Source organism: Streptomyces maremycinicus (assembly GCF_001184025.1).
In the GTDB taxonomy this organism is placed as follows: Bacteria; Actinomycetota; Actinomycetes; order Streptomycetales; family Streptomycetaceae; genus Streptomyces; species Streptomyces maremycinicus.
On the sequence record NZ_BBYG01000021.1, the window covers coordinates 134471 to 160495 of the forward strand.

At 72.3% G+C, this 26025-nt stretch carries 24 protein-coding genes; 21 read left to right on the forward strand and 3 right to left on the reverse strand.

The genetic code is table 11. The annotated features are described in order from the left end of the window. Nucleotides 1–175: 175 nt before the first annotated feature. Nucleotides 176–1135, forward strand: coding sequence for a 5-dehydro-4-deoxyglucarate dehydratase (locus AOQ37_RS32485; protein ID WP_199825115.1), 960 nt, complete (start codon nt 176–178; stop codon nt 1133–1135). Further along, nucleotides 1136–2311, forward strand: a complete 1176-nt coding sequence (locus tag AOQ37_RS32490) for a hypothetical protein (RefSeq protein WP_062649738.1) — start codon at nt 1136–1138, stop codon at nt 2309–2311. Here AOQ37_RS32490 and AOQ37_RS32495 read toward each other — a convergent pair. Next, a complete protein-coding gene (locus AOQ37_RS32495; RefSeq protein ID WP_062649741.1) occupies nt 2248–3489 on the reverse strand; it encodes an MFS transporter in 1242 nt (413 codons plus the stop codon). The genes AOQ37_RS32490 and AOQ37_RS32495 overlap by 64 nt on opposite strands. Nucleotides 3490–3737: 248 nt before the next feature. Here AOQ37_RS32495 and AOQ37_RS32500 point away from each other — a divergent pair, with 248 nt between their 5' ends. The 19 genes from AOQ37_RS32500 to AOQ37_RS32590 all read left to right on the forward strand — a co-directional run bounded on the left by AOQ37_RS32500 (nt 3738) and on the right by AOQ37_RS32590 (nt 24280). Then, nucleotides 3738–4337, forward strand: a complete 600-nt coding sequence (locus tag AOQ37_RS32500; RefSeq protein WP_062649743.1) for a TIGR03086 family metal-binding protein — start codon at nt 3738–3740, stop codon at nt 4335–4337. A gap of 217 nt (nt 4338–4554) precedes the next feature. Next, nucleotides 4555–5316 (forward strand): MBL fold metallo-hydrolase, encoded by a 762-nt coding sequence (locus tag AOQ37_RS32505; protein WP_062649746.1) that lies wholly within the window; start codon nt 4555–4557, stop codon nt 5314–5316. A 177-nt stretch (nt 5317–5493) separates the two neighbouring features. After that, a complete protein-coding gene (locus tag AOQ37_RS32510; RefSeq protein ID WP_062649748.1) occupies nt 5494–6174 on the forward strand; it encodes a GntR family transcriptional regulator in 681 nt (226 codons plus the stop codon). Beyond that, nucleotides 6171–7082, forward strand: a complete 912-nt coding sequence (locus AOQ37_RS32515) for a dihydrodipicolinate synthase family protein (protein WP_062649750.1) — start codon at nt 6171–6173, stop codon at nt 7080–7082. Before AOQ37_RS32510 ends, AOQ37_RS32515 begins: the two co-directional genes overlap by 4 nt. Next, nucleotides 7079–8824 (forward strand): L-arabinonate dehydratase, encoded by a 1746-nt coding sequence (gene araD, locus AOQ37_RS32520; RefSeq protein WP_062649752.1) that lies wholly within the window; start codon nt 7079–7081, stop codon nt 8822–8824. Before AOQ37_RS32515 ends, araD begins: the two co-directional genes overlap by 4 nt. A 219-nt stretch (nt 8825–9043) precedes the next feature. Then, a complete protein-coding gene (locus tag AOQ37_RS32525; protein ID WP_062649755.1) occupies nt 9044–9979 on the forward strand; it encodes a carbohydrate ABC transporter permease in 936 nt (311 codons plus the stop codon). Further along, nucleotides 9976–10875, forward strand: a complete 900-nt coding sequence (locus AOQ37_RS32530; protein ID WP_062649757.1) for a carbohydrate ABC transporter permease — start codon at nt 9976–9978, stop codon at nt 10873–10875. The genes AOQ37_RS32525 and AOQ37_RS32530 overlap by 4 nt, the downstream gene beginning before the upstream one ends. Then, the gene (locus AOQ37_RS42040) at nt 10872–11237 is read left to right on the forward strand and encodes a hypothetical protein (protein ID WP_062649760.1); all 366 of its coding nucleotides are present in this window, start codon (nt 10872–10874) and stop codon (nt 11235–11237) included. Before AOQ37_RS32530 ends, AOQ37_RS42040 begins: the two co-directional genes overlap by 4 nt. 32 nt (nt 11238–11269) lie before the next feature. After that, the gene (locus tag AOQ37_RS32540) at nt 11270–12448 is read left to right on the forward strand and encodes a Gfo/Idh/MocA family protein (RefSeq protein ID WP_062649973.1); all 1179 of its coding nucleotides are present in this window, start codon (nt 11270–11272) and stop codon (nt 12446–12448) included. Next, a complete protein-coding gene (locus AOQ37_RS32545) occupies nt 12448–13302 on the forward strand; it encodes a DUF6807 domain-containing protein (protein ID WP_062649762.1) in 855 nt (284 codons plus the stop codon). Before AOQ37_RS32540 ends, AOQ37_RS32545 begins: the two co-directional genes overlap by 1 nt. Then, complete coding sequence (locus AOQ37_RS32550; RefSeq protein ID WP_062649764.1) at nt 13299–14816, forward strand: glycoside hydrolase family 43 protein; 1518 nt, start codon at nt 13299–13301, stop codon at nt 14814–14816. The genes AOQ37_RS32545 and AOQ37_RS32550 overlap by 4 nt, the downstream gene beginning before the upstream one ends. 152 nt (nt 14817–14968) lie before the next feature. Further along, the gene (locus AOQ37_RS32555; protein WP_062649766.1) at nt 14969–16306 is read left to right on the forward strand and encodes an ABC transporter substrate-binding protein; all 1338 of its coding nucleotides are present in this window, start codon (nt 14969–14971) and stop codon (nt 16304–16306) included. A 104-nt stretch (nt 16307–16410) separates the two neighbouring features. Next, nucleotides 16411–17208 (forward strand): rhamnogalacturonan acetylesterase, encoded by a 798-nt coding sequence (locus AOQ37_RS32560; protein ID WP_062649974.1) that lies wholly within the window; start codon nt 16411–16413, stop codon nt 17206–17208. Nucleotides 17209–17340: 132 nt separating this feature from the next. Next, nucleotides 17341–18672, forward strand: a complete 1332-nt coding sequence (locus AOQ37_RS32565; protein WP_062649768.1) for a pectate lyase family protein — start codon at nt 17341–17343, stop codon at nt 18670–18672. An 80-nt stretch (nt 18673–18752) separates the two neighbouring features. Beyond that, a complete protein-coding gene (locus AOQ37_RS32570) occupies nt 18753–19910 on the forward strand; it encodes a pectinesterase family protein (RefSeq protein ID WP_062649770.1) in 1158 nt (385 codons plus the stop codon). Nucleotides 19911–19914: 4 nt separating this feature from the next. Further along, entirely contained in the window at nt 19915–20943 is a 1029-nt protein-coding gene (locus tag AOQ37_RS32575; RefSeq protein WP_062649976.1) for a pectinesterase family protein, read from the forward strand. Beyond that, nucleotides 20930–22171 (forward strand): dienelactone hydrolase family protein, encoded by a 1242-nt coding sequence (locus AOQ37_RS32580; RefSeq protein WP_062649771.1) that lies wholly within the window; start codon nt 20930–20932, stop codon nt 22169–22171. Before AOQ37_RS32575 ends, AOQ37_RS32580 begins: the two co-directional genes overlap by 14 nt. Before the next feature lie 86 nt (nt 22172–22257). Then, complete coding sequence (locus AOQ37_RS32585; RefSeq protein ID WP_062649773.1) at nt 22258–23370, forward strand: right-handed parallel beta-helix repeat-containing protein; 1113 nt, start codon at nt 22258–22260, stop codon at nt 23368–23370. A 112-nt stretch (nt 23371–23482) separates the two neighbouring features. After that, on the forward strand, nt 23483–24280 hold the full coding sequence (locus AOQ37_RS32590) for an HAD family acid phosphatase (protein ID WP_062649775.1): 798 nt from the start codon (nt 23483–23485) through the stop codon (nt 24278–24280). 88 nt (nt 24281–24368) lie between these two features. Here AOQ37_RS32590 and AOQ37_RS32595 read toward each other — a convergent pair whose 3' ends face one another. Then, entirely contained in the window at nt 24369–25247 is an 879-nt protein-coding gene (locus tag AOQ37_RS32595; RefSeq protein ID WP_062649777.1) for a hypothetical protein, read from the reverse strand. Next, the gene (locus tag AOQ37_RS32600) at nt 25244–25813 is read right to left on the reverse strand and encodes a SigE family RNA polymerase sigma factor (protein WP_062649779.1); all 570 of its coding nucleotides are present in this window, start codon (nt 25811–25813) and stop codon (nt 25244–25246) included. Before AOQ37_RS32600 ends, AOQ37_RS32595 begins: the two co-directional genes overlap by 4 nt. Nucleotides 25814–26025: the final 212 nt, after the last annotated feature.

The window sequence follows — 26025 nt, forward strand, 5'->3', positions numbered from 1 at the left end:
CAAGGTTCACATGCATGGACACGCTAAGGAGCCGTGGCGGCGCCCGTCAAGTGTCCTACAGGCGAGGCAAAAGTGCTGGTGTCTCGCGAGTTGGCACGCTTGACCCGGCTCGATCGGTCGTTTTAGCGTGAGGTCGTTCAGGAATATGGACGCTGCTCAAGAATATGGACCCGTTATGGACCCGGGAGAGCCTGTGACGTCAGCCCCGCTCGCCGACCGCCTCCGCGTCCCCAGCGGACCGCTGTTCTTCCCCGTCACCGCCTACGGCCCCGACGGCTCCCTCGACCTCGACACCTACCGCGCGCATCTCCGGGCCGGCGTCGAGGCGGGTGCCGCCGCCGTCTTCGCCGCCTGCGGGACCGGGGAGTTCCACGCGCTCGCCCCGGAGGAGTTCGAGGCCTGCGTGCGGGCGGCCGTGGCCGAGACCGCCGGACGCGTGCCGGTCGTCGCGGGCGCCGGCTACGGGACCGCGCTCGCCGTGCGCTACGCGCGGCTGGCCGAGTCGGCCGGGGCGGACGGCCTGCTCGCGATGCCGCCCTACCTCGTCGTCGCCGCCCAGGAGGGCCTGCTGCGGCACTACCGCGAGGTGGCGGCCGCGACCGCCCTGCCCGTGATCGTCTACCAGCGCGACAACGCCGTCTTCACCCCCGGGACCGTCGTCGAACTCGCCCGCACCGAGGGGATCATCGGCCTCAAGGACGGCCTCGGCGACCTCGACCTGATGCAGCGGACCGTCAGCGCCGTGCGCACCGAGGTCCCCGGCGACTTCCTCTACTTCAACGGCCTGCCGACCGCCGAGCAGACCCAGCTCGCCTACCGGGCCCTCGGCGTCACCCTCTACTCCTCGGCCGTGTTCTGCTTCGCCCCCGAGATCGCCCTCGCCTTCCACCGGGCCCTCACCACCGGCGACGACGCCACCGCCCACCGCCTCCTCGACGGCTTCTACCGGCCGTTCGTCGAACTGCGGGCCCAGGGACGCGGTTACGCCGTCTCCCTCGTCAAGGCCGGGGTCCGGCTGCGCGGCCTCGACGTGGGCGAAGTGCGCCCGCCGCTGCACGAACCGAGCGAGGATCACGTCAAACAGCTCGCCCAGGTGATCGAGCGCGGCCACGCGCTGCTGGAGGAGGACAGCTGAGTGAAGGCGTCGACATTCGTCTATCCCTGGGACGTCACCGGCGACCCCGGGGCACCGGGCCGGATCGCCGCGCTCGGCGTGGAACAGGTGACCCTCGCCGCCGCCTACCACTCCACCCGCGCCCTGACCCCCCGCCACCCGCGCCACCGCATCGTCACCGCCGAGCACGCGGCCGTGCTGTACCCGACGGATCCGGCCGGCGACCGCTGGAAGGGCCGCGCCCTGCGCCCGTACCCGGCCGGCGACTGGGCGCCCGGCGACGCCTACGGAGAGGCCGCCGAGGCACTCGCGGCCGCCGGGCTCGACGTGCACAGCTGGGTGGTCCTCGCCCACAACTCCCGGCTGGGCGCCGAGCATCCGGACACCTCGGTGGTCAACGCCTACGGCGACCGCTACCCGTGGGCCCCCTGCATCGCCCAGCCCGCCACGCGCGCGTACCTCGTCGACCTCGCCGCCGAGGCCGCCGTACGCCCCGGCGCGGGCGGCACCGAACTGGAGTCCCTCGGCTGGTACGGGCTCCAGCACCTGCACGCCCACGACAAGACAGGCGGCGTCGGCCTCGGGGACGCCGGCCAGTACCTCATGGCGCTCTGCTTCTGCCCCGCCTGCCGGGCCGGTTACGGCGGGCAGGGCCTGGACGCCGACGCGCTCGCCGCCGCCGTACGGGAGGCGCTCGAGCCGCTGTGGCGGGGGGCGCCGGACGGCGGGGAGGGCTGGGCGGAGATCGAGAAGCTGCTCGGGCAGGAGACGGCTGCGGCCACGCGCGCGTGGCGCGACGACACCGCGCGCACACTCCAGGAGACGGCGGTGCGGGCGGTACGGGACGCCGCGCCCGAAGGCTTCCAGGTCCTGCTGCACGCCGACCCCGTGACGTACCACGTCGGCGCGAACCCGGGGGTCGACCCCGAGCACGTCCTGGCCGTCGCGGACGGGGTGGTCGTGCCCTGCGCGGGCGGGCCGGGACCGCTGGCACCGTTCGCCGCGCAGCGCCGCGCGGGCGCGGTCGTCGCCGCCAACTTCGGTGTCGTCTCCGGCATGGGCGGCAGTCCGGGGACCCTGTCCGCCGACCTGGCCCGGGCGCGCGAACTCGGGGCGACCGAACTCCGGCTGTATCACGCGGGACTGGCGTCGGACGGAGACCTGTCGGCGGTACGCGAGGCGCTGGCCGGCCGCTGACCGCCGCGCAGCAGCGGCAGGACCGCCAGCCGGGCCAGGGCCAGCAGCACGAGCAGCGGCCGGTACGGCACGAGAGCGACCAGGCCCGCGCCCGCAGCGAGCCCGACGGCGGTCGGCGCGTACATCAGGGTGCCGGCCGTCGCGGTGACCCGGCCGAGCAGCGCGTCCGGAGTCTCCCGCTGCACGGTCGTCAGCGCGGCGATCAGCACACAGGGCAGCCCCATCCCGATCGCGGCGCCGCACACCAGGGCCACGGCTTCCGAGGAGGCCGCGGCCTGCGCGGCGACCGCGAGAGCCGTGAGGACGATCCCGTACGCGGCGAACCGGCGTTCCCCGAGCCGCCGCAGCGCGGGCCCCGAGAGCAGCCCCACCACGACCGAACCGGCGCCCTGGGCGGCGTAGAGCGTGCCCGCGAAGGCGGGGGAGCGGCCGAGGCCCTCGACGACGGCGTAGACCAGCGGGCCGCCGAGCCCCGAGAGCAGCAGCGCCGCGCCGCCCGCCAGGACCAGTGGGCGCAGCCCGGGATGGTCCCACAGGAAGCGGGCGCCCTCGGCGGTCTGCGCACGCCAGGAGACGGTGGCCCGCCGCGGGCGCTCCTCACGGACCTTCACGCACGCGTACAGCGCCGCCGCGCACCCGAAGGTGGCCGCGTCCAGGAGCGCCACCGCCGGGCCGCCGTAGGCCGCGTAGACGCCCGCGCCGGCCAGCGGGGCGGTCAGCTTCATGCCCTCGGTGGCCGTCATGCGCAGCCCGTTGAAGTCGCCCAGCAGCTCCGGCGCGACGACGGCGGCGACCAGCGCGGACTCCGCCGCGTCGGCGACCACGGCGGCCGCGCCGTACAGGAACAGCACCGCCCACAGCAGCCACAGCAGGCCGGGGGAGTCGACGGCGAGGACGGTGGGCAGCAGCGCCGCCGGGCCCAGGTTGAGCGCGACGAGCAGGGGCTTGCGACGGCCGAGGTCGGCGAGGGTGCCCAGCGGCGGCCCGAGCAGGGTCGGCACCCACAGGGCGAGCGCGGACAGGGCCGCGAGGCCGTTCGAGCCGGTGAGGTCCTTGACCCACACACCGGACGCCAGCCAGAGCGCCGAGGTGCCGAAACCGGAGACCGTCGACGCGGTCAGAAAGAGCGCCGCGTCGCGGTCCCGCAGGACACGCACCACGGACCAGTTCTTCGTCATGCCTGGTCATCGTGGAGCTGAGGCGGCCGCCCGGGCATCGGGCAGATGCCCCGTTCACGCCGCCCGTCCCGCGCGGATCCGTGCGCCCCCGTAGGTAGGCTCCCCGGAGCACCTGAGGCACCGGGCCCGACGCCGGGCCCGGCGGCCCACGTCACCGGCGCGCCCGGACTGCGGTGCCCGGCGCGGACACCACGCGATCGCCGGGCGGGACACCGATGAGTTCACGCGTCGGCACCGGTCCACCCCGTATGACCGACACGACAGCCGCACCCACGTTCGACCTCGGCCCGCAGACCGCCATCGTGGCGCGCCTCGCGGGCGGCGTCCGCGACGAGCAGCTCGCGCACGGGACGCCCTGCCCGGGCTGTGCCGTCCGCAACATGCTCGGGCACCTCACCGGCCTCTCCGTCGCCTTCCGGGACGCGGCCCGCAAGGACCTGGGCCCCATGACCGACACCGCTCCGGACGCCGCCGCGCCGGAGATCGGCCCCGGCTGGCGCGAGGAGTTCGCCAAGGCGCTCGACGAGCTCGCCGACGCCTGGCGCGACCCGGCCGCCTGGACCGGCATGACCCGCGCGGGCGGGGTGGACCTGCCGGGCGCGGTCGCGGCCGCCGTCGTCGCCGACGAGTTGGTGATCCACGGCTGGGACCTGGCCCGGGCCACCGGCCAGGAGTACACGCCCGACCCGGCCGCGCTGTCTGCGGCGCACGGGTTCCTCGCCGCCGCCGCGGCCCAGGGCGAGCCCGGCAGCGGTGTGTTCGGCCCCGTGGTCCCCGTCCCGGACGACGCCCCGCTGCTCGACCGCGCGGTCGGCCTGAGCGGACGCGACCCGGGGTGGAAGCCGTAGCGGCCCCGGCAGACCCGGAAGCTCCGGCAGACCTGGAAGGCTCGACAGACCTGGAAGCCGTAGCGGCCCTGGCAGCCCCGGCAGCAGCTCCGCCGGCCTCGGTAGACCCGGCGGGCCCGGCAGACCCGGCGGGCCTGGCGTGGCCGGTGCCCGGCGGCTGCCGCGGGCGAAGGCAATCACGGCGCGTCCCGCGGGCCCGAAACGTACGCTCCCCAGCATGCCCCTGAGCCTCACCGTCCTCGGTACCGCCTCTCCGCACCCGGGGCCGGGCCGCCCCTGCTCCGGCTATCTGCTGCGCGGCGCGGGGGCGGAGGTGTGGGTGGACGCGGGCCCCGGTACGTTCGCCGAGTTGCAGCGGCACACGGATCCCGAACGGCTCACGGCGATCTGGATCTCGCACCTCCACGCCGACCACAGCGCCGACCTCCTCGCCGCCGCCTACGCCCTCGCCCACGGCGGGATGACCCCGCCGGCCCCGATCCCGGTCTACGCGCCGCTCGACTGCGCCCGGCGTCTCGCGGGCTTCTTCGGCCGGCCCGACGTGCGGTTCCTGAGCGGGGTCTTCGACTTCCGGGCCCTGTTCGACGGGCACACCGTGCGGCACTGGAACCTGCGCCTCAGCTCGCGCGCGATGGCGCACGACACCGAGGCGTACGGGCTGCGGGCCGAGTGCCAGGGGAGCGTCCTCGCGTACTCGGGCGACACCGGGCCGTGCGAGGCCCTCACCGAACTCGCCTCCGGCGCCGACCTGTTCCTGTGCGAGGCGGACATCGACCGTCATCGCGAAGGCGAACATGAGCCGCGGTTCCATCTCACGCCCGAGGAGGCCGGTGAGGCGGCCCGCAGGGCAGGGGTGCGCGAGCTGTACATCACCCACGTCGGGCCCACGCTGACCCGGGAGGCCGCGACCGCCCGCGCCGCCGTCGCCTTCCAGGGGCCCACCCGCACCGCCCGCGAGGGCGAGACCCTTCCCTTCTGACCCACCCGGCCCGCCCGCCCCGCCGTCCTCGTTCCGGGCAACCTCAACTTCCTTTGTCGGAAGCATTGACGAAACACAGGGGCCCTCCTACCTTCAACCGCGTCGTACTTCGTACGTCATATATGAGACGCGATACGTGAGATCCGAGATCAGACACGTGACATCCGAGAGGCGCGCATGACCTCTGTGCCCACGCCGATCCCCTCCCGCACGCAGTACGTGCTGGAGGAGATCAAACGCCGCATCCTCACCGGCCGGCTGACCCCCGGTCAGCCCCTGGTCGAGACCGAGCTCGCCGCGCAGTTCGGGGTCTCCAAGACCCCGGTCCGCGAGGCGCTCAAGACGCTGGCCGGCACCGGACTGGTCGTCATGAGCCAGTACAAGGGCGTCACGGTGCGCATGGTGGACGCGGACATGGCGCGCGAGGTCTACGACGTACGCCTGCTCCTCGAACCCGAGGCGCTCCGGCGGGCCGTGCGCCGGGGCGCCTCCCTGGACGCCGCCCGCGAGGCGCTCACCAGGGCCGACCAGGCGACCGACACCGCCGAACGGTCGCTGGCCAACCGCGAGTTCCACCGCGCCCTGTACCTGCCGTGCGGCAACCCGCTGCTCGGCCGGATGCTCGACGAGGTCCGCGACCAGGCCGCCCTGGTCTCCGCCGTCGCCTGGGCCGCATCGCCCTCCTGGGAACGGGAGGCGGGGGAGCACCGCGAGATCCTGCGGCTCGCCCTGGCCGGGGACTCCGACGGAGCGGCCCGCGCCCTGCACGGCCACATCGCGTCCTTCGTGCACCGGGCGTTCCCCGAGACCGCCCAGGAAGCCCCCGAGGGGTACCGGTCCGAGAAAGGTCAGGAATGAGCAGCGTGGCGTTCGAGACCCAGCGTGCGGCCCTGGCCGACGTGGTGGCCATCCCGGTGACCCCGTTCGCCGAGGACGGATCCGTCGACGGCGACGCCCACCGGGCCCTGCTGCGGCGCCTGCTCGACGGCGGGATCACCACCCTCACCCCGAACGGCAACACCGGCGAGTTCTACGCCCTGACCCCCGAAGAGCGCCGCCTGGTCACGGAGGTGACCGTCGAGGTGGCCGGCGGGCGGGCGGCGATCCTGGTCGGCGTCGGACACGACGTCCCGACCGCCGTCGCCTCCGCCCGGCACGCCCGGGAACTGGGCGCGCAGATGGTGATGGTCCACCAGCCCGTCCACCCCTACGTCTCGCAGCGCGGCTGGGTCGACTACCACCGGGAGATCGCGGCGGCGGTGCCCGAGCTGGGCGTCGTGCCGTACATCCGCAACGCGCAGCTGCGCGGCGAACGGCTCGCCGAACTCGCCGACGCCTGCCCGAACGTCATCGGCGTCAAGTACGCCGTCCCGGACGCCTCCCGGTTCGCCGCCTTCGCGCGGGACGCGGGCCTGGAGCGCTTCGTCTGGGTGGCGGGACTCGCCGAGCCCTACGCGCCCTCCTACTTCTCCGCGGGCGCCACCGGCTTCACCTCCGGGCTGGTGAACGTCGCCCCCGCCGTTTCGCTGAACATGATCGAAGCGCTTCGATCGGGGGACTACCCGGCCGCGATGAAGGTGTGGGAACAGATCAGACGCTTCGAGGAGCTCCGGGCCGCCAACGGCTCCGCCAACAACGTCACCATCGTGAAGGAGGCGCTTGCCTCCCTCGGGCTGTGCCGTCGCGAGGTCCGCCCGCCGAGTCGGCCGTTGCCCGAGGACGAGCGCGCCGAGGTCGCCGCCATTGCCGCCGGATGGTCCATATGAAGCGCTTCGACGATCAAGCCCGCAAACGCCCGGAGGACCTCAGAAGCCACCAGTGGTACGGCGCCGAGGGCCTGCGCTCCTTCAGCCACCGCGCTCGCACCCGCCAGCTCGGCTACCTGCCCGAGGAGCACCTCGGCAAGCCGGTCGTCGCGATCCTCAACACCTGGTCGGACATCAACCCCTGCCACGTCCACCTGCGCGACCGCGCGCAGGCCGTGAAGCGGGGCGTGTGGCAGGCGGGCGGATTCCCGCTGGAGTTCCCGGTCTCCACGCTCAGCGAGACCTTCCAGAAGCCGACCCCGATGCTCTACCGCAATCTGCTCGCGATGGAGACCGAGGAGCTGCTGCGCTCCTATCCCGTCGACGGGGCCGTGCTGATGGGCGGCTGCGACAAGACCACCCCCGCGCTGCTCATGGGCGCGGCCAGCGTCGACCTGCCGACGGTCTTCGTCCCGGCCGGGCCCATGCTCCCGGGCCACTGGCGCAACGAGGTCCTCGGCTCGGGCACCGACATGTGGAAGTACTGGGACGACAAACGGGCCGGCCTCATCGGCGACTGCGAACTGGCCGAGCTGGAGAGCGGCCTCGCGCGCTCGCCGGGCCACTGCATGACGATGGGCACGGCGTCCACGCTGACGGCCGCCGCGGAGGCGCTGGGTGTGACGGTCCCGGGCGCGTCGAGCATCCCGGCCGTGGACTCCGGGCACGACCGGATGGCCGCCGCCGCGGGTCTGCGCATCGTCGAACTGGTCCACCGGGACCGCAGACTGAGCGAGATCCTCACCGCGGACGCGTTCGAGGACGCGGTGACGACCGTCCTCGGCCTCGGCGGTTCGACCAACGCCGTGATCCACCTCATCGCCATGGCGGGCCGCGCGGGCGTCAAGCTCACCCTCGACGACTTCGACCGGATCGCCCGGACGGTCCCCGTGCTCGCCGACGTACGGCCGGGCGGCCAGAAGTACCTCATGGAGGACTTCCACTTCGCGGGCGGACTCCCCGGCTTCCTCTCCCGGATCCCGGACCTGCTCCACCTGGACCGCCCGACGGTCTCGCACGACACCCTGCGCGAGCAGCTCGCCGGCGCCCGGGTGCACGACGAGGACGTCATCCGTCCCCGGCACAACCCGGTCGCGAGCGAGGGCGGGGTCGCCGTCCTGCGCGGCAACCTCTGCCCGGACGGCGCCGTCATCAAGCACATCTCCGCCGAGCCGCACCTGCTCCGGCACACCGGCCCCGCGGTCGTCTTCGACGACTACCGGACCATGCAGCGCACCATCAACGATCCGGAGCTGGGGATCACCGCCGACACCGTCCTGGTGCTGCGCGGCTCCGGTCCCAAGGGCGGCCCGGGGATGCCCGAGTACGGCATGCTGCCCATCCCCGACCATCTGCTCAAGCAGGGGGTGCGGGACATGGTGCGGATCTCCGACGCCCGGATGAGCGGGACGAGTTACGGCGCGTGCGTCCTGCACGTGGCGCCCGAGTCGTACGTCGGCGGGCCGCTCGCCCTGGTGCGCACGGGGGACCCGATCACGCTCGACGTCGAGGCCCGTTCCCTCCGGCTCGAGGTGGACGACGAGGAGCTGGAACGGCGCCGGGCGCAGTGGACGCCGCCCCCCGCCCGGTACGAGCGCGGATACGGCGCGCTCTACAACGATCAGATCACCCAGGCCGACACCGGCTGCGACTTCGAGTTCCTGGCCCGCCCGGGAAAGGTCGCGGACCCGTACGCGGGCTGACGCCGGCGCACCACCACAGTCCCGGCCAAGAACGCACCACGCATCACGAGAAAGCGCTTCCTGCGTGACGCGCCCCGCCCGCGCACGGCACCGAGAGACGTACCGACAGCCGCACCGAGACGCACCGAGACGTACCGACAGCCGCACCGAGACGCACCGAGACGTACCGACAGCCGCACCGAGACGTACCGAGAGACGTACTGAGAACGGAGAACAGTCATGGCCCAAGCCGCAGCCGTGGCGAAGCCGCCCGCGCCACCCCGGCGGCGCCGTGCCTCCGCCACGCCCCGCAGACTGCCGTACCTGCTGATCGCGCCGGCGGCCCTGCTGATGCTGGGCTTCATCGCCTACCCGGTCATCAGCGTGTTCTACTACAGCCTCCAGAACTACAACCCCACCAAACCGTGGCGCAACGGCTACGCGGGCTTCGACAACTTCGTCCACGCCTTCACCGACGACCCCCAGTTCTGGGACACGCTGACCTTCAGCGCCCAGTGGGTCTTCGTCGAGGTCGGACTCCAGCTGCTGTTCGGTCTGGCGCTCGCGCTGATCGTCAACCAGACCTTCGTGGGGCGCTCGCTCGGGCGGGCGCTGGTCTTCTCCCCGTGGGCCGTCTCCGGGGTGCTGACCTCCGCGATCTGGGTACTGCTCTACAACTCCCAGACCGGCATCACCCGTTACCTCGCGGACATGGGGGTCGGTGAGTACGGCACCAGCTGGCTGTCGGACACCTCCACCGTCTTCCCGGCGGCGATCGTCGCCGACCTGTGGCGTGGTGTCCCCTTCTTCGCGATCCTCATCCTCGCCGACCTCCAGTCCGTCTCCAAGGACCTGTACGAGGCCGCCGAGGTCGACGGCGCCAGCAGGATCAAGCAGTTCTGGCACATCACCCTGCCCCACCTGAAGGACGCCATCGTCCTGTCCACCCTGCTGCGCGCGGTGTGGGAGTTCAACAACGTCGACCTGCTCTACACGCTCACCGGCGGCGGTCCGGCGGGGGAGACCACCACGCTCCCGCTCTACATCGCCAACACCAGCGTCGACGCACACAACTTCGGCTACGCGTCCGCCCTCACCACGGTCGCGTTCGTGATCCTGCTCTTCTGCTCGATGGTCTATCTGCGGCTGAGCAAGTTCGGAGGAGGCGAAAAGTGATCACCAAGGAGGCCACCGAAATCACACCCGTCCCCGTGCGCGTGACCGGCGCGCCCGACCGGCGCCCGTCCCGGCACCGGCGTGCCTGGGACGAGGCCCCGCGCTGGCAGATCTACCTCCCCCTGTCGATCTACCTGGTCTTCACCCTCGTCCCCTTCTACTGGATCCTCCTGTTCGCGCTGCGCCCGGCCGGCTCGACCTCGCTCGTCCCGTGGCCGATGACCTTCGAGCACTTCGAGAAGGTCTGGAACGAACGGGACTTCGCCGTCTACTTCCAGAACAGCGTGCTCACCGGTGTGGCCACCCTGCTGCTCACCACCGGCGTCGCCCTGGCCGGCGGCTACGCCCTCGCCCGCTTCGACTTCAGGATCAAGCGCGGCTTCATGCTCGCCCTGCTGTGCACCCAGTTCGTGCCGGGCGCGCTGCTGCTGGTGCCGCTCTTCCAGATCTTCGCCGAACTGAAGATGATCAACTCGCTCGGCAGCGTCATCATCGCCGAGACGGTCTTCCAGCTGCCCCTGTCGATGATCCTGATCAGCGGCTTCATCCGGAACGTGCCGTACTCCCTGGAGGAGGCCGCCTGGGTCGACGGGTGCAACCGGCTCACCGCCTTCCGGATCGTCGTCCTTCCCCTGCTGCGGCCCGGGCTGATCGCCGTCGGCTCCTTCGCCTTCGTGCACGCCTGGAACCACTTCCTGTTCGCCCTGATGTTCCTGTCCGACCAGACCAAGCAGACGATCCCCGTCGGCCTCAACACCCTCATGAGCGCGGACAGCGTCGACCTGGGCGCGCTGGCCGCGGGTGGCATCATCGCCGCCGTCCCCGTGGTGCTGGTCTTCGCCTTCATCCAGAAGTGGCTCATCACCGGCTTCAGCGCGGGGGCGGTGAAGGGGTGAGGACCCGTCAGGCCGCGCTGCCGATTGCCGCGTCGGGGCCGCTCCGCGGGTTCGCTCGGAGCCAGGCCCGGGAAGTCGCCCGTGACGTCCGCGCCGCCGACGGCGGCCGGGCGGCCCCCGGCTCGGGCACCACCCGAGGCGCGGCCGCCGCCGACGCCCACCTCACGACCGTCGACGACCGCGCCGCCCACCTCACGACCGCCACCGACCGCACCGGACTCGTCCGCGCCCGGGACGGCGGCCGCGAGCGCGACCTCACGGCGGTCGTCGGCCCGACGCCTACCCTGCACGGAAAGATCGACAGCGCCGCGGTGGCCGACCGCGAGGCGGCACGCGGCGCGGGCGCAGGGAGGATCCCATGAGCACCGCCGGACCGATGAACACCGCCGAACCGATGAACACCGCCGAACCGTTGAGCAGCCCGGTCCCGATCGTCCTCGCGGGTGCGCGCGGCCACGGCCGCTGGCACCTGGACAACATCCGCCGGCTCCAGGACAAGGGCATCGTCCGCCTGGCGGGCGTCTGCGAGCTGACCCCGCTGACCCCGGCGGAGATCCCCGAAGGGCTGGGCGCACCCGAGCAGTCCGCCGACTTCGGCGCGCTGCTGGACACCACCGGCGCCCGGATCGCCGTCGTCTGCACCCCGATCCCCACCCACACGGACCTGGCCCTGATCGCGGCGCGCAAGGGGGTGCACCTGCTCCTGGAGAAGCCGCCCGCGCCGTCCTACGCCGAGTTCCGGCGGATGGCGGACGGGGTCGCCGAGGCGGGCGTGGTCTGCCAGATCGGCTTCCAGTCGCTGGGCTCGCACGCCGTGCCCGCGATCCGCCGGATGATCGACGACGGGGTGATCGGCGAGGTCGCCGGCGTCGGCGGCGCCGGGGCCTGGGCCCGGCCCGAGGCGTACTACCGGCGGGCGCCCTGGGCGGGCAGGCGACGGCTGAACGGCGTCGACGTGATCGACGGGGCGCTCACCAACCCGCTCGCGCACGCCGTCGCCACCGCCCTCGCGCTGGCCGGCGCCACCCGCGCCGCCGACGTCACCGGCATCGAGACCGAGCTGGCGCACGCCAACGACATCGAGTCCGACGACACCTCCTGCGTCCGCGTCACCACGGCCGACGGCCGCGAGATCGTCGTCGCGGCCACGCTGTGCGCCGAGGACCCCGACGACCCGTACGTCGTCGTGCACGGCGGACGCGGCCGGATCACGTACTGGTACAAGCAGGACCGGGTGCTGCTCCAGCGGGCAGGCCACGGTCCCGAGGAGTTCGAGTACGGCCGCACCGACCTGCTGGAGAACCTCGTCGACCACCTCACCGACGGCACGGAACTGCTGGTCCCGCCCGCCGCGACCGAGTCGTTCATGCGGGTCGTCGAGGCGATCCGGGTCGCCCCCGACCCGGTGCGGATGCCCGACGACGCCTGGCGCCCGCTGCCCGACGAGGAGCGGCGGGTCGTCCCCGGCATCGACGGCCTCGTCGCGGCCGCCGCCGACACCCTCGCCCTCTACTCCGAACTGGGCGCCCCCTGGGCGTTCACGACCGCGCACCCGAAAGAGGTGAGCCCCTGATGACCGCAACCGCCCAGGACGCACCGGTCGTCCTGCGTGTCGCCGGCCGCCCGGTCGCCCGCTACGTGCCCCGGCCCGAGCTGCCCGCCCGGCTCTCCCCGCGCCCCTATCTGCACCCCGTCACCACCCTGGCCGGCACGGCGGTCACCGAGCTGAGCCCGGCCGACCACACCCACCACCTCGGCGTCGGTGTAGCCGTACCCGACGTCGAGGGGCACAACTTCTGGGGCGGACGCACCTACGTCCGTGACCGGGGCCCCACCGAGCTCGACAACCACGGCGCCCAGCGGCACGGCTCCTTCCAGCTTCGTGACCCCGACGGCTTCGTGGAGGAGCTGCGCTGGGTCGCCTCGGGAACGGAGCTGCTGCGCGAGCGCCGGACGGTCGCGGCCACCGAACTCACCGACACCGCCTGGGCGCTGGACTTCACGTTCTCCCTGACCAACGTCACCTCCCGCCCGCTGTCCATCGGCAGCCCGGCGACGAACGGGCGCCCCGGAGCGGCCTACGGCGGTTTCTTCTGGCGGGCCCGCAAGGAGGACACGGCACCCGAGGTCTTCACCGCGGACACGGAGGGCGAGGCATCCGCCCACGGCGCCCGCGCCGACTGGCTCGCGCTGGCCGGCGACCACTGGACCCTGGTCTTCGCCGGCGCCACCGGTGCCACCCGCCGCGATCCCTGGTTCGTCCGCACCGCCGAGTACCCGGGCGTCGGTTCCTCGCTGGCCTCCCGGGAGAGGCTGCCGGTCCCGCCCGGCGAGACGGCCGTACGCCGGATCGTCACCGTCGTCGCCGACGGCCGCCTGGACCGGGGCGAGGCGGCGGCCCTGGTACGGAAGGCGGTCGGCCGGTGACGCACGCGACGTACACCAACCCCGTCCTGAACGCCGACTGGTCCGACCCGGACGTCGTGCGGGTCGGCGACGACTTCTACCTCACCGCCTCCAGCTTCGGCCGCGCCCCCGGTCTGCCCCTGCTGCACTCGCGCGACCTGGTCCACTGGACGCTGATCGGCCACGCCCTCGAACGCCTCGAACCGGCCGACGAGTTCAGCTCCCCGCGGCACGACCGCGGGGTGTGGGCGCCGTCCCTGAGGCACCACGACGACCGCTTCTGGATCTTCTGGGGCGACCCCGACCGGGGCATCTTCCAGGTCAACGCCCGGGAGATCAGGGGGCCTTGGTCGCTTCCGCAGCTGGTGAAGGAGGGCCGCGGGCTCATCGACCCGTGTCCCCTGTGGGACGACGAGACGGGCGAGGCCTATCTGGTCCACGCCTGGGCCAAGTCCCGCGCGGGAGTGAAGAACCGGCTCACCGGTCACCGGATGCACCCGGAGGGGACGGCCGTCCTCGACGAGGGAAAGGTGATCGTGGACGGGGACCGGATACCCGGCTGGTTCACCCTCGAAGGCCCCAAGCTCTACCGGCACGACGGCTGGTACTGGATCCTCGCGCCCGCCGGGGGAGTGGAGACCGGCTGGCAGGGCGCCTTCCGGTCCCGGGACTTCTTCGGGCCGTACGAGGAACGGATCGTCCTGGAGCAGAAGGACACCGAGGTCAACGGCCCCCACCAGGGCGGCTGGGTGCGCACCCGGTCCGGCGAGGACTGGTTCCTGCACTTCCAGCAGCGCGGCGCGTACGGCCGGGTCGTCCACCTCCAGCCGATGCGCTGGGGCACGGACGGCTGGCCGGTGATCGGCGACGAGGGCGCCCCCGTGCTCGAACACCGGCGGCCCGCCCTGCCCGCGGGCCCGCCGGCCAAGCCCGCCGCCGACGACGACTTCCCCGGCGGACGCTTCGGCCGCCAGTGGTCGTGGACGGCCAACCCGCAGGACGGCTTCGCCACCCAGCACTCCGCCGACGGACTGCGCCTGACCTGCGTGCGGACGGCCGGAGCGCACGACCTGCGCACCCTGCCGAACGTCCTCACCCAACGGCTGCCCGGGCTCCCCTCCGCCGTCGAGGTGGAGCTGGAGCTGCACAGCGACGAGCCCGGGGCCCGCGCCGGACTCGCGGTCCTCGGGGACGCCTTCGGCTGGATCGGGCTCCAGCGCGGGACCGACGGGGCGGTCCACCTCGTGCACCGGTTCGCGGAACCGGTCGCCGAGAGGGAACGGGACGCCGCCCACCCGCGGCTCGCCCCCCGGGGACGGGCGCGCCTGCGGATCGAGATCGGCGCCGGAGCACGTTGCCGCTTCGCCTACGACACCGGTGACGGGCTGCGTCTCTCGGGTCCCGTCTTCGCCGCCACGCCCTGGTGCTGGGTCGGTGCGCTGCTCGGCCTCTTCGCCCTCGCGCCGACCGGAACCGGGCACGCGGGATCGGCCTCGTTCGGCGGGTTCCGGATCGTTCCGCTCGGACCGCTCTGACCCGTCAGCACCGCCCGCCTGTCGGGAGCCGCGCACCACCCCGGGCGCCCGCACCGCCCACGGCACCACCACGGCCCCACCCACGGCACCACCCACTGACCCCCCCACAACTTCATATCTCCGTTGGGATCCAGAAGAAGAGAGCCGACCACATGAAGAGCAGCATCCGCAGAAGCAGGCGCGCCGCCCTGGCCGTCGCCCTGGGTTCCGTGCTCGCGCTGACCGCCACCGCCTGCGGCGACGACGGCAGCGGCGGCGCGGGGGACAAGGGAGGCGAGGGCTCCGGCAAAGGGGAGATCACCTTCTGGGACAACAACGGCGGTGTGCGTACCGACGTCTGGAAGGAGATCATCGCCGACTTCGAGAAGGCGAACCCCGACATCAAGGTCAACTACGTCGGCGTCCCGGCCGACAGTGTCCAGTCCAAGTACGACACCGCCATCCAGGGCGGCGGTCTGCCCGACGTCGGCGGCGTGGGCACCGCGATGCTCGCCGAGGTCGCCGCGCAGGGCGCCCTCGAACCGCTGGACAGCCGGATCTCCGGCAGCCCGCTGAACGGCAAGCTCAACCAGAAGTTCCTGGACGGCGTCAAGGCGGCGGGCATCGACGGCAAGACCTACACGGTGCCGACCTCCGCCAACAACGGCACGCTCTGGTACCGGACCGATCTGTTCCAGAAGGCCGGCCTCGACGCGCCGACGACCTGGACGAAGTTCTACGCGGCCGCCGACAAGCTGACCGACAAGGACAAGAACGCGTTCGGGTACACGATCCGCGGTGGCGCGGGTTCCATCGCCCAGGCGCTGGACGCCACGTACGGCCAGAGCGGCATCACCGAGTTCTGGAGCGGCGACAGGACCACGGTCAACGACCCGAAGAACGTGGCCGCGCTGGAGAAGTACGTCGGCCTGTTCAAGAAGAACACCCCGTCCGCCGACGTCAACAACGACTTCACCAAGATGGTCGCCCAGTGGGACTCCGGCACCATCGGCATGCTGAGCCACAACCTGGGCTCGTACGGCGACCACCAGAAGGCGCTGGCCGGCAAGTTCAAGGGCATTCCGGCGCCCACGCAGGACGACGGCACGCGGGTGCAGGTGTCCAACCCCGTCGACGGGCTGGGGCTGTTCAAGGCGAGCAAGAACAAGACCGCCGCCTGGAAGTTCATCGAGTTCGCCGCCTCGCACGCGTCCAACAGCAAGTGGAACGAGACGGCGGGTCAGGTGCCGGCGAACAACGAGGCGGCGCATGACGGCTGGGTGCAGTCCTCCGAGCCGACGAAGCTGGCCGCCGAGGCGCTGGCGGGCACCAGCACCAAGATCGTGCAGCTGCCCTACTACCTGCCCGACTGGAACACCATCTCCAAGGCGGACAACGAGCCGAACTTCCAGAAGGTGCTGCTGGGGAAGCTCAGCCCGAAGGACTTCCTGGACACCTTGGCCGAGCAGCTGAACGCCGCGCAGGCCGACTGGAAGAAGAACCACGCGTAGGGCGCGGTTCCGGTGGTGGGGGACCGCGGGCCGGCCGGGACCGGTCGCGCGGTTCCCCGCGCCCCTCGAAGACATTCACTCGCCCCTGTTGAGAGGTGCACCTCGTGTCCCTTACCCGCAGACAGGTCACTTCGGCGGCGCTCGCCGCCGTTCCGCTGGGCGCGGTGGCCGCCGGGCCCGCCCGCGCCGGGGCCCGCCGACCCCGCACGCTGTTCATCGCCGGTGATTCCACCGCCGCGCAGAAGTACTCCGACGCAGCCCCCGAGACCGGGTGGGGCATGGCGCTCCCCTTCTTCCTGCACAAGGACCGGCCGGTCGCCAACCACGCGGTGAACGGGCGCAGTTCGAAGAGCTTCGTCGACGAGGGCCGACTCGACGCCGTCCTCGCCGCGATCCGGCCCGGGGACCTGCTCCTCGTCCAGTTCGCGCACAACGACGAGAAGACCACCGATCCGACCCGGTACACCGAGCCCTGGACCACCTACCAGGACCACCTGCGGATGTACGTGGACGGCGCCCGCGCGAAGGGTGCGCGGCCGGTGTTCGCCACGCCCGTCGAGCGCCGCAGGTTCGACGCCGAGGGGAACGCCGTGCCGACGCACGGCGAGTACCCGGCCGCCATGCGCGCGCTCGCCGAGGCAGAGCGGGTGGCGCTGCTCGACGTCCAGGCGCTGTCGCTCGCGCTGTGGCAGCGGCTCGGCGTCGAGGAGACCAAGACGTACTTCAACTGGACCGCGACCGAGCAGGACAACACGCACTTCAACCCGCCCGGAGCGATCGCCGTGGCACGGCTCGTCGTGCGCGAGCTGCTGCGCACGCGGGTGCTCGGGCCGCGTGACGTCGTCCGGCTGCACGACGAGATACCCACGTCCTGGATCACCTGGCCCGCACCACTCGCGTGACGCCCGCACCACTCGCGTGACGCCCGCGCCGTCGGCGCGGCACCCGCACGCTCGCGCCGTACCCGTAGCACCCGCAGTACCGCAGCACCCGCAGTACCCGTACACCTTTCGTCACCGGAGGAGATCCGTACAGTGGCCACACAGGTATGTCATGCACGCGTCATAGCCGCCCTGGCGGGGTGCACCGCGCTGGTGCTCTCCGTCACCGGTACGGCGTCCGCCCGGGCCGACGCCCACGCCCGCTCCTCGTCCCGCGACCTCGGCCGTCAGGTCCTGGCCGCGAACGACGGCTGGGCCTCCTACGGGACGGGCACCACGGGCGGCTCGGCCGCCGACGCCGCCCATGTGTACACCGTCACCGACTGGGCCGGATTCAAGGCCGCCCTCGCCGCGGGCGGCACCGCGCCGAAGATCATCAAGGTGAAGGGCGTCATCGACGCCGTCGCCGAGGGCTGCGACGCCTTCGCCGCGCCCGGGTACGACTTCGACGCCTACCTCGCCGCGTACGCGCCCGAGACCTGGGGTCTCGACACGGACCTGAGCGCCGAGCCCGACGACAGCCCGGAGGGACTGCGCCGCGCCTCCGCCGCCGCCCAGGACACGGCCATCAAGGCGAACATCCCCGCCAACACCACCATCGTCGGCATCGGGAAGAACGCCGGCTTCAAGGGCGTCAGCCTCCAGATCAAGGCCGTCGACAACGTGATCATCCGGAACCTGGCCTTCGAGTCGCCCATCGACTGCTTCCCGCAGTGGGACCCGACCGACGGCACGAACGGCAACTGGAACTCCGAGTACGACACCGCCGTCGTCTACGGCTCGACCCACGTGTGGCTGGACCACAACACGTTCACCGACGGGTCCCACCCGGACAGCGCCGCGCCGACCTACTTCGGCATGCTGTACCAGCAGCACGACGGCGAGCTGGACATCGTCCGGGGCGCCGACTACGTCACCGCCTCCTGGAACGTCTTCACCGAGCACGACAAGACGATCCTCATCGGCAACAGCGACAGCGAGTCCACGGCCGTCGGCGACCGGGGGCACCTGAAGGTGACCTTCCACCACAACGAGTTCTCGAACCTGGTCGAGCGCGCCCCCCGGGTCCGCTTCGGACAGGTCGACTCCTACAACAACCACTTCGTCGCCGACGACGCCTTCTCCTACAGCTTCGGCATCGGCAAGGAGTCGCAACTCGTCGCCCAGCACAACGCGTTCACGCTGCCGACGGGCGTCAGCGCGGCCAAGGTGCTGAAGCGCTGGAGCGTCGCGCCGCTCACCGCCGACCACAACTACGTCAACGGCAGGCTCACCGACCTGATCGCGGTGCACAACGCGGAGATCCCGGCCGAGACCCTGGAGTCCGGCGCCGGCTGGACGCCGACCCTGCGCACCAAGGTCGACCCCGCGAAGGCGGTCCCCCGGATCGTCGACTGCGGCGCGGGCGCCGGACGCCTGGGCTGACCCCTCCTCCGAGGCCGGGGCGGGCGGCGCCCGTCGTCGCCCCGGCCCTCCAGCAGAGCCGCACCGCCAAGGAGCACCGCATGTCCTCGCACCCCCGAGACCCCCGAGACCCCCGACAGTCCCGATCCCCGCTCTCCAGAAGAGGATTCCTGACGGCGACCGCCGGCACGGCCGCCGCCCTCGGCCTCGCCGCCGCGCCCGCGCGGGCCGCCACCGGGCGACGCGGCCCGTTCGGCCGCCACGGCTCACCGGCCGATCGGCTCACCCCGCGGACCTTGTACGTCGACCCGCTGGGCCGGGGCGACTTCACCGGCGTCCGGGACGCCGTCGCCGCCACCACCGGCAGCGGCTGGACCCTGGTCCTCGCCCCCGGCACCTACCGGGAGACCGTCGCCCTCGACACCACCCGCACCGAGGCCACCTGGATCGGCGCCTCCGAGGACCCGCGTGACGTCGTGATCGTCTACGACAACGCGGCCGGCACCGCCAAGCCCGGTGGCGGCACCTACGGCACCACCGGGTCGGCCACCACCACCGTGCAGGCCGACGGGTTCACCGCCCGCTGGATCACCTTCGCCAACGACTGGCTGCGCGCCGACCACCCCGAGATCACCGGCACCCAGGCCGTCGCCATCAAGGTCCAGGGCGACCGCTCCGCCTTCCACCACTGCCGCTTCCTCGGCCATCAGGACACCCTGTACGCCGACTCCCGCGCGCTCGCCACCTTCGCCCGGCAGTACTACGCGCACTGCTACGTCGAGGGAGACGTCGACTTCGTCTTCGGCCGGGCGACGGCCGTCTACGAGCACTGCCACTTCCGCACCCTGAACCGCACCGACCTGGCCGCCGCCCCCTACGGCTTCGTCTTCGCCCCCTCGACGGCGGGCGCCAACCCGCTCGGCTACCTGGTCGTCCGGGGCCGGATCAGCAGCGAGGCGCCCGACGCCTTCTACAAGCTGGCCCGCCCCTGGGTGCCCAGCTCCGACACCACCGCCCGCCCGATGCTCACCGTGCGCGACACCCGGCTGGACGCCGGGATCGACGCGGTCGCGCCCTACACCGACATGTCCGCCTCCTTCCCCTGGCAGGACCAGCGCTTCGCCGAGTACCGCAACACCGGGCCGGGCGCGCGGATCACCGTCCCCGAGAACCGCCCCCAACTCACCCCGGAACAGGCGCGATCGGCGACCCGCGGGTCCTACCTGGGCGACTGGGAGCCCTGGCGGGGGGAGTGCTGAGATGCTGCGCCGACGCACCCTCCTCGCGGGCATCACGGGCGCTGCCCTGATCACCGCGACCCCGGCCCATGCCCGGTCCCGCCGCGTCCTGCACGTGCGCCCCGGCGACTCCCTCCAGGCCGCCGTGGACGCCGTCGACGGCCCCGGCGCGACGATCGTCGTGCACCCGGGTACGTACCGGGAAGTCGTGAACGTGTCCGCGGAGAAGGCCGAGTTGACGATCCGCGGCGCCTCCCTCGACCCGCGCGCCGCCGTCCTCGTCCACGACAACGCCAACGGGACCGCCAAGCCCGACGGGTCCGGTACCCACGGAACCGCGGGGTCCGCCACCTTCGCCTCCGCCGCGCCCGGCCTCACCGTCCGCGACCTCACCCTCGCCAACGACTGGCTGCGCGCCGACCACCCGGAGATCACCGGCACCCAGGCGGTGGCCGCCTACGTCACCGGCGACCGTACGCACTTCGACCGGGTGCGCCTGCTGGCCCACCAGGACACCCTGTTCGCCGACACCACCGCGCTGGACGCCTTCGACCGGCAGTACTTCCACCGCTGCTACATCGAGGGCGACGTCGACTTCGTCTTCGGGCGCGGCCGGGCCGTCTTCGACGCCTGCCACTTCCACACCCTCCAGCGGGACGTGACCTTCACCCCCAAGGGCATGGTCTTCGCCCCCGCCACCGCCCGGGCCAACCCCTACGGCTTCCTCGCCGTGCGCGGCCGGATCACCTCCGGTGCCGAGGACGCCGCGTACAAGATCGCCCGCCCCTGGGTGCCGTCGTACGAGACGACCGCCTGGCCCTCGCTGGTCGTCCGGGACACGTGGATCGGTCCCGGTATCGACCCGGTGACCCCGTACACCGACATGCGCGAGGCCTACCCCTGGCAGACCATGCGCTTTCGCGAACACGCCAACTCCGGCCCCGGCGCGGTGATCCCGGTGCCGGAGAACCGGCCGCAGCTGACCGGCGAGGAGGCGGCCACCCACACCCGGCGGACGTACCTGGGGGACTGGAGGCCGTATGGGCGCCCATGACCCGGGGCGACGTGCCTTCGTGGTCGGCACCGGTGCCGCGCTCCTGACCGGGGCCGTCACCCCCGCCGACGCGCAGGGGGCCGTCGTGGCGGGACCGGCGGCCGCGGTGGACGGGCCGGTGGCCGCGCCGGACGGGCCGGCGGCGGTGGTGGACGGGCGGGCGGCCGTCGTCGAGGGGCCGCTGCCGGGCTTCCACCCCGCGCTCAGAGCCGGATTGACCTTCCCCCTGGCCTGGGGGAGGTCCCCGATCCGTGACTTCCGCGTCTGGCGGCGGGCAGCCCGCGCCAAGGTCGAGGAACTGCTGGTCGTCGGGGCGCAGGACCGGATCCCGTACGCCCCCGAGTTCACCGACCGACGCCGTCAGGACGGCTACACGAGCGAGCTGGTGACACTCGCCCTCACCCGCCACGAACGCGTCCGCGCCGCGCTCCTCACCCCGGACGGACCCGGCCCCTTCCCGGCCGTACTGCTCCTGCACGACCACGGGGCGAAGTTCGACATCGGGAAGGAGAAACTGGTCCGGCCCTGGTACGACGACACCCGGCTCGCCTCCGCGCAGGGCTGGTCGGAGCGGTACTTCAGCGGACGGTTCGTCGGCGACGAGCTGGCCCGGCGGGGTTACGTCGTGCTGTGCACGGACGCCCTCGGCTGGGGCGACCGCGGGCCCCTGGCCTACGAGCAGCAGCAGGCCCTCGCCTCCAACTTCTTCAACCTGGGCTCCTCGCTCGCCGGACTCATGGCCCGCGAGGACGCCCGGGCCGCCGGATTCCTGGCCGGCCTCGACCGGGTCGACCGGAGCCGGGTCGCGGCCGTCGGCTTCTCCATGGGTGCCTTCCGCGCCTGGCAGGCGGCCGCGCTCAGCGACGACCTCGCCGCCGCGGCGGCCGTCTGCTGGATGACCGGGCTCAGGGAAATGATGGTGCCCGGCAACAACACCCTGCGCGGGCAGTCCTCGTACTACATGCTCCATCCCGGGCTGCCCCGGTTCCTCGACTTCCCCGACGTGGCGAGCATCGCCGCGCCCAGGCCGATGCTGTTCTTCGACGGCGGGCTCGACCCGCTGTTCCCCGCCGACGGCGTCCGAGCGGCCCACGGCCGGCTGCGCGCCGTCTGGCGCTCCCGTCACGCCGAGGAGCGGTTGCGCCTGAAGAGCTGGCCCGACCTCGGCCATGTCTTCGTCGACCGCATGCAGGACGAGGTCTTCGACTGGCTCGACGGAGTCCTGTGAACGGCTCCCCCTCCCCCCCCCGCACCACGTCCCCTGCACCATCCCCCCGCATCATTCCCGTGAACGACGGAAAGGACCCGCACTCCATGTCTCGTCGTACCGCTCTCACGGCCGTCGCCGCCCTCACCCTGGGCGCCGGACTCGCCGTCCTGCCGACCCAGGCGCAGGCCGCCACCGTGGTGGTCGGCAACTCCACCGACCTGTCCAACGCCATCAAGAACGCCACCGCCGGCACCGTCATCCAGGTCCGCGCCGGCACCTACTACCCGACGGCCACCCTCCAGTCCACGGCCAACGGCACCTCCTCGTCGCCCGTCACCCTCACCGCGTACGGTTCGGAGACCGTGAAGATCGACGGCTCGTCGCTGCCGGACGGGGACTGGATCCTCAAGCTGACGGCCGACTACTGGAACGTCTCCAACATCACGTTCCAGAACTCTCCGGACAGCGCGGTCGTCTGCCAGTCCTGCACCGGCACCAACTGGAACAACATCAAGACCATCAACGGCGGCGACTCCGGCTTCACCCTCACCGGTGACGGCACGGTCAACAACACCGTCAGGAACATCGACTCCTACGGCCACTACGACGCCGCGAACCACGGGGAGAACGCCGACGGCATCGCCGTGAAGTACGGCTCCGGCACCGGCAACCTCATCACCGGCGCCCGCCTCTACAACAACGCGGACGACGGGCTCGACTTCTGGTCCTTCTCCTCGCCCGTCACCATCGAGCACACCTGGTCCTTCGGCAACGGCGTCAACCGCTGGTCCGACTCGGCCTTCGCGGGCGACGGCAACGGCTACAAGCTGGGCGGCGACGGCGAGGTGGTCGCCCACGTCGTCAACAACTCGGCCGCCTGGGGCAACGCCGGAAACGGCTTCACCGAGAACTCCAACACCGGCGCCATCGTCATCAACCGCACCACCGCCTACGCCAACAGCAAGTGGGGCTACTACTTCGCCACCGGCTCCGCCAGGCTCGGCAAGAACCTGGCGGTGAGCAACGGCGGTGGCGCGGTCAGCAAGAGCTCCTCGGTCACCTCGGCCGGCAACAACTGGGACTCCGGCATCTCCACCCCCGCCTTCAGGTCGACGGACGCGAGCTCCACGTACAACGCGCGCGGTTCGAGCGGCACCCTGCCCACGACCACGTTCCTGACGACGGGTTCGACGACCATCGGAGCCACCATGGACTGACCGGCGAGGACGCGCGAGGCCCGGCCGCTTGACCCGATTTTTGCCCGTGATCGGGTATCGATCGGGCAACGGGTCTCGCGCCCGGCAGCGTGACGCGCGTAGAAAACGTGTCATGCAAAAGCCACTTCGCCTCGCGGCCGTCGCCGCGGCCTGTGCCGTCGCCGGTGCCGCCCTGTACGGCGCCGGCGCCGCCACGGCCGGCCAGTCCACGGCCAACTCCACCCACGAGCCCTACAACATCGGGCTCCTGGTGAAGGACATCGACACCTACTACGGCACGGCGGCGGACGCGGCCGGCGTGTACCAGGCGTCGCCGACCAGCCCGTACGCCAAGGACCTCGCGAGCATCGACAAGGCCGCGCGGAAGTACATCGACCAGGCCGCCCGCAAGGCGGTCCACAAGGGCGAGAAGCCCGCGGTCGTCTTCGACATCGACGACACCCTGCTGCTCAGCCTCGACTACGAGAAGCGCTACAACTACACGTACAACAGCGCCACCTGGGCGGCGTACGTCAACAAGGCCGACCGCCCGGCGGTGTTCGGCAGCCCCGAACTCGTGCGGTACGCCGAGGAGAAGGGCGTCGAGGTCTTCTACAACTCGGGCCTCGCCGAGGCACAGCGCTCCGCCGCCGTGGAGAACCTGAAGAAGGTCGGCGCCGACATCAACCTCGACGCGGACCACATGTTCCTCAAGAACGCGGCCGCCCCGCCGTCGTACCTGAGCGGCTGCGCCACCCCGGGCACCTGGACCTGCACGACCGTCCAGTACAAGTCCGGGACCCGCAAGCACATCGAGCGCGACCTCGGCTACGAGATCATCGCGAACTTCGGCGACCAGTACTCCGACCTCGACGGCGGCTACGCCGACCGCACGTACAAGCTGCCGAACCCGACGTACTACGTCGGCTGACGCGACGTTCCCGCCGCCCGCGACGGCCTTCCCGGCCACGGGCCCGACCGCCGTCGGCACGTCGGTGCGGCGGGCGGTGTGCCGGTGGTCAGGAGTCGCCTCCGTCGTCGTCCGCGACGGAGGCGAAGTCGCCGCCCACGGAGCCCTGCCGCTGCTCCGACCGGCCCGTGACCGCGTAGGTGTCGTCCTTGGCGTCGCGGCCGCCGCGGTCGTGGTCGTACTGCCCGGCGAACACCCATTCACCCTCGGCGACCGTACGGCCCTCCTTGAGCACCCAGGTGTAGACCAGGAAGCCGTCGCGCTCGGCCACCGAGAACGTGAAGTCGTCCTCGGGCAGGGAGCGCCAGGCGCCGGCCGACGAGACCCCGCCGGTCTGGGCGACCTTCAGCTGCACGGTCAGCGCGGTCAGTGCCTCGGACGTCTTGATCGTGACGTTGCTCTGCGCCCAGAAGTCGTTGCTGTGCGGGTCGACCGAACCGTCCGACCACAGCGGGCCGTCCTCGTCGTCCTTCGTCGCCGGCAGCAGGGTGGCCCCGGGCGCCGAGGGCGTCACCGCGGGGCTCTTCGACGGGGAGGTGCTCGGCTTCGCACGGTCCTCGGCGCCGCCGGAACCCGGCGTGGCCCTCGGCGATCGCGGCGGCCTGCTCGTCGCCGCCGGGGACTCGACCGGCGGTGAGGAGACGGAGACCGTCTGCTGCGCGGGGGTGTCGTCCTTCACGGCGGACGCCACCGCGTAACCGCCGACCGCGAGCATGCCCGCGACCGCCGCCGTGGCGCCCACGATCCGTGTCCAGCCCCACAGGAGCGGACGGCTCGCCCGGTGCGCCGAGCGCTGCGGTCCCTGTCCCTGTCCCGCCATGCCGCGCTCGACGCGGGCCAGGATGTGCGCCCGGTCGGGTTCGTGTGCCTCGGCCGCCTCGTGCAGCCGGGCGCGCAGATCGTCGTGCACGTCCCGCCGCATCGTCATCGGTCCCTTCCTGAGGCCGAGGCCTCGCCGGTGCGCACCATGGCAGGCATCGTCAGCGGAACTCCCTTGGCGCCGAGCAGCTTCTGGAGCTCGGCCATTCCCTTCGAGGTCTGGCTCTTCACCGTACCGACCGAGACCCCCAGGGCGAGCGCCGTGTCCTTCTCCGAGAGGTCGAAGGCATGCCGCAGCACCACACAGGCCCGTTTGCGGAACGGAAGTCTACGCAGCGCCGACCGGACGTCCACCGCGCCCGCGATGTCCGGGTTCTCCGTCTTCTCCTCGCGCTGCGACCAGAACAGCGCGATCCTGCGGCGCTCCCGGACGGCGCTGCGGATGCGGGTACGGGCGAGGTTGGCGACCACGCCGCGGGCGTACGCCACCGGATGGTCGGCCGCGCGGACCCGGTCCCAGCGGTTCCACAGCGCGAGCAGCGCGTCCGCGGCGAGATCGTCGGCGGCGTCCGCCTCGCCGGTCAGCAGGTGGGCGAGACGGGACAGTTCGGCGTAGTGGCGGTCGAAGAAGGCATGGAATTCCACGGAGGCGGCGTCGTCGACGACTGTGCCCACGGGTGACCTCTTCTCGGAACGACTGCTGTGCCTGTGTGTGTCATGTGAATGACATGGGGATGCCCCGAGGAGGTGGCCGGGGCGAGATCGGGAAGCGTAGCAGTGACCGACTGCTCGGTCCGGTACGGGGGTTCGAACATCAGGTGGCCGGCCGAACGTCCTCGGAGTCCGATTCCGTAACACGGCGAAAACCTGAGGACGGTTCAACGCGG

Coding starts and splice junctions, on each gene's coding strand:
- AOQ37_RS32485 (WP_199825115.1), top strand. CDS start 176: ATGGACCCGGGAGAGCCTGTGACGTCAGCCCCGCTCGCCGACCGCCTC.
- AOQ37_RS32495 (WP_062649741.1), bottom strand. CDS start 3,489: ATGACGAAGAACTGGTCCGTGGTGCGTGTCCTGCGGGACCGCGACGCG.
- AOQ37_RS32500 (WP_062649743.1), top strand. CDS start 3,738: ATGACCGACACGACAGCCGCACCCACGTTCGACCTCGGCCCGCAGACC.
- AOQ37_RS32505 (WP_062649746.1), top strand. CDS start 4,555: ATGCCCCTGAGCCTCACCGTCCTCGGTACCGCCTCTCCGCACCCGGGG.
- AOQ37_RS32510 (WP_062649748.1), top strand. CDS start 5,494: ATGACCTCTGTGCCCACGCCGATCCCCTCCCGCACGCAGTACGTGCTG.
- AOQ37_RS32515 (WP_062649750.1), top strand. CDS start 6,171: ATGAGCAGCGTGGCGTTCGAGACCCAGCGTGCGGCCCTGGCCGACGTG.
- araD (WP_062649752.1), top strand. CDS start 7,079: ATGAAGCGCTTCGACGATCAAGCCCGCAAACGCCCGGAGGACCTCAGA.
- AOQ37_RS32525 (WP_062649755.1), top strand. CDS start 9,044: ATGGCCCAAGCCGCAGCCGTGGCGAAGCCGCCCGCGCCACCCCGGCGG.
- AOQ37_RS32540 (WP_062649973.1), top strand. CDS start 11,270: ATGAACACCGCCGAACCGTTGAGCAGCCCGGTCCCGATCGTCCTCGCG.
- AOQ37_RS32545 (WP_062649762.1), top strand. CDS start 12,448: ATGACCGCAACCGCCCAGGACGCACCGGTCGTCCTGCGTGTCGCCGGC.
- AOQ37_RS32555 (WP_062649766.1), top strand. CDS start 14,969: ATGAAGAGCAGCATCCGCAGAAGCAGGCGCGCCGCCCTGGCCGTCGCC.
- AOQ37_RS32570 (WP_062649770.1), top strand. CDS start 18,753: ATGTCCTCGCACCCCCGAGACCCCCGAGACCCCCGACAGTCCCGATCC.
- AOQ37_RS32580 (WP_062649771.1), top strand. CDS start 20,930: ATGGGCGCCCATGACCCGGGGCGACGTGCCTTCGTGGTCGGCACCGGT.
- AOQ37_RS32585 (WP_062649773.1), top strand. CDS start 22,258: ATGTCTCGTCGTACCGCTCTCACGGCCGTCGCCGCCCTCACCCTGGGC.
- AOQ37_RS32590 (WP_062649775.1), top strand. CDS start 23,483: ATGCAAAAGCCACTTCGCCTCGCGGCCGTCGCCGCGGCCTGTGCCGTC.
- AOQ37_RS32595 (WP_062649777.1), bottom strand. CDS start 25,247: ATGACGATGCGGCGGGACGTGCACGACGATCTGCGCGCCCGGCTGCAC.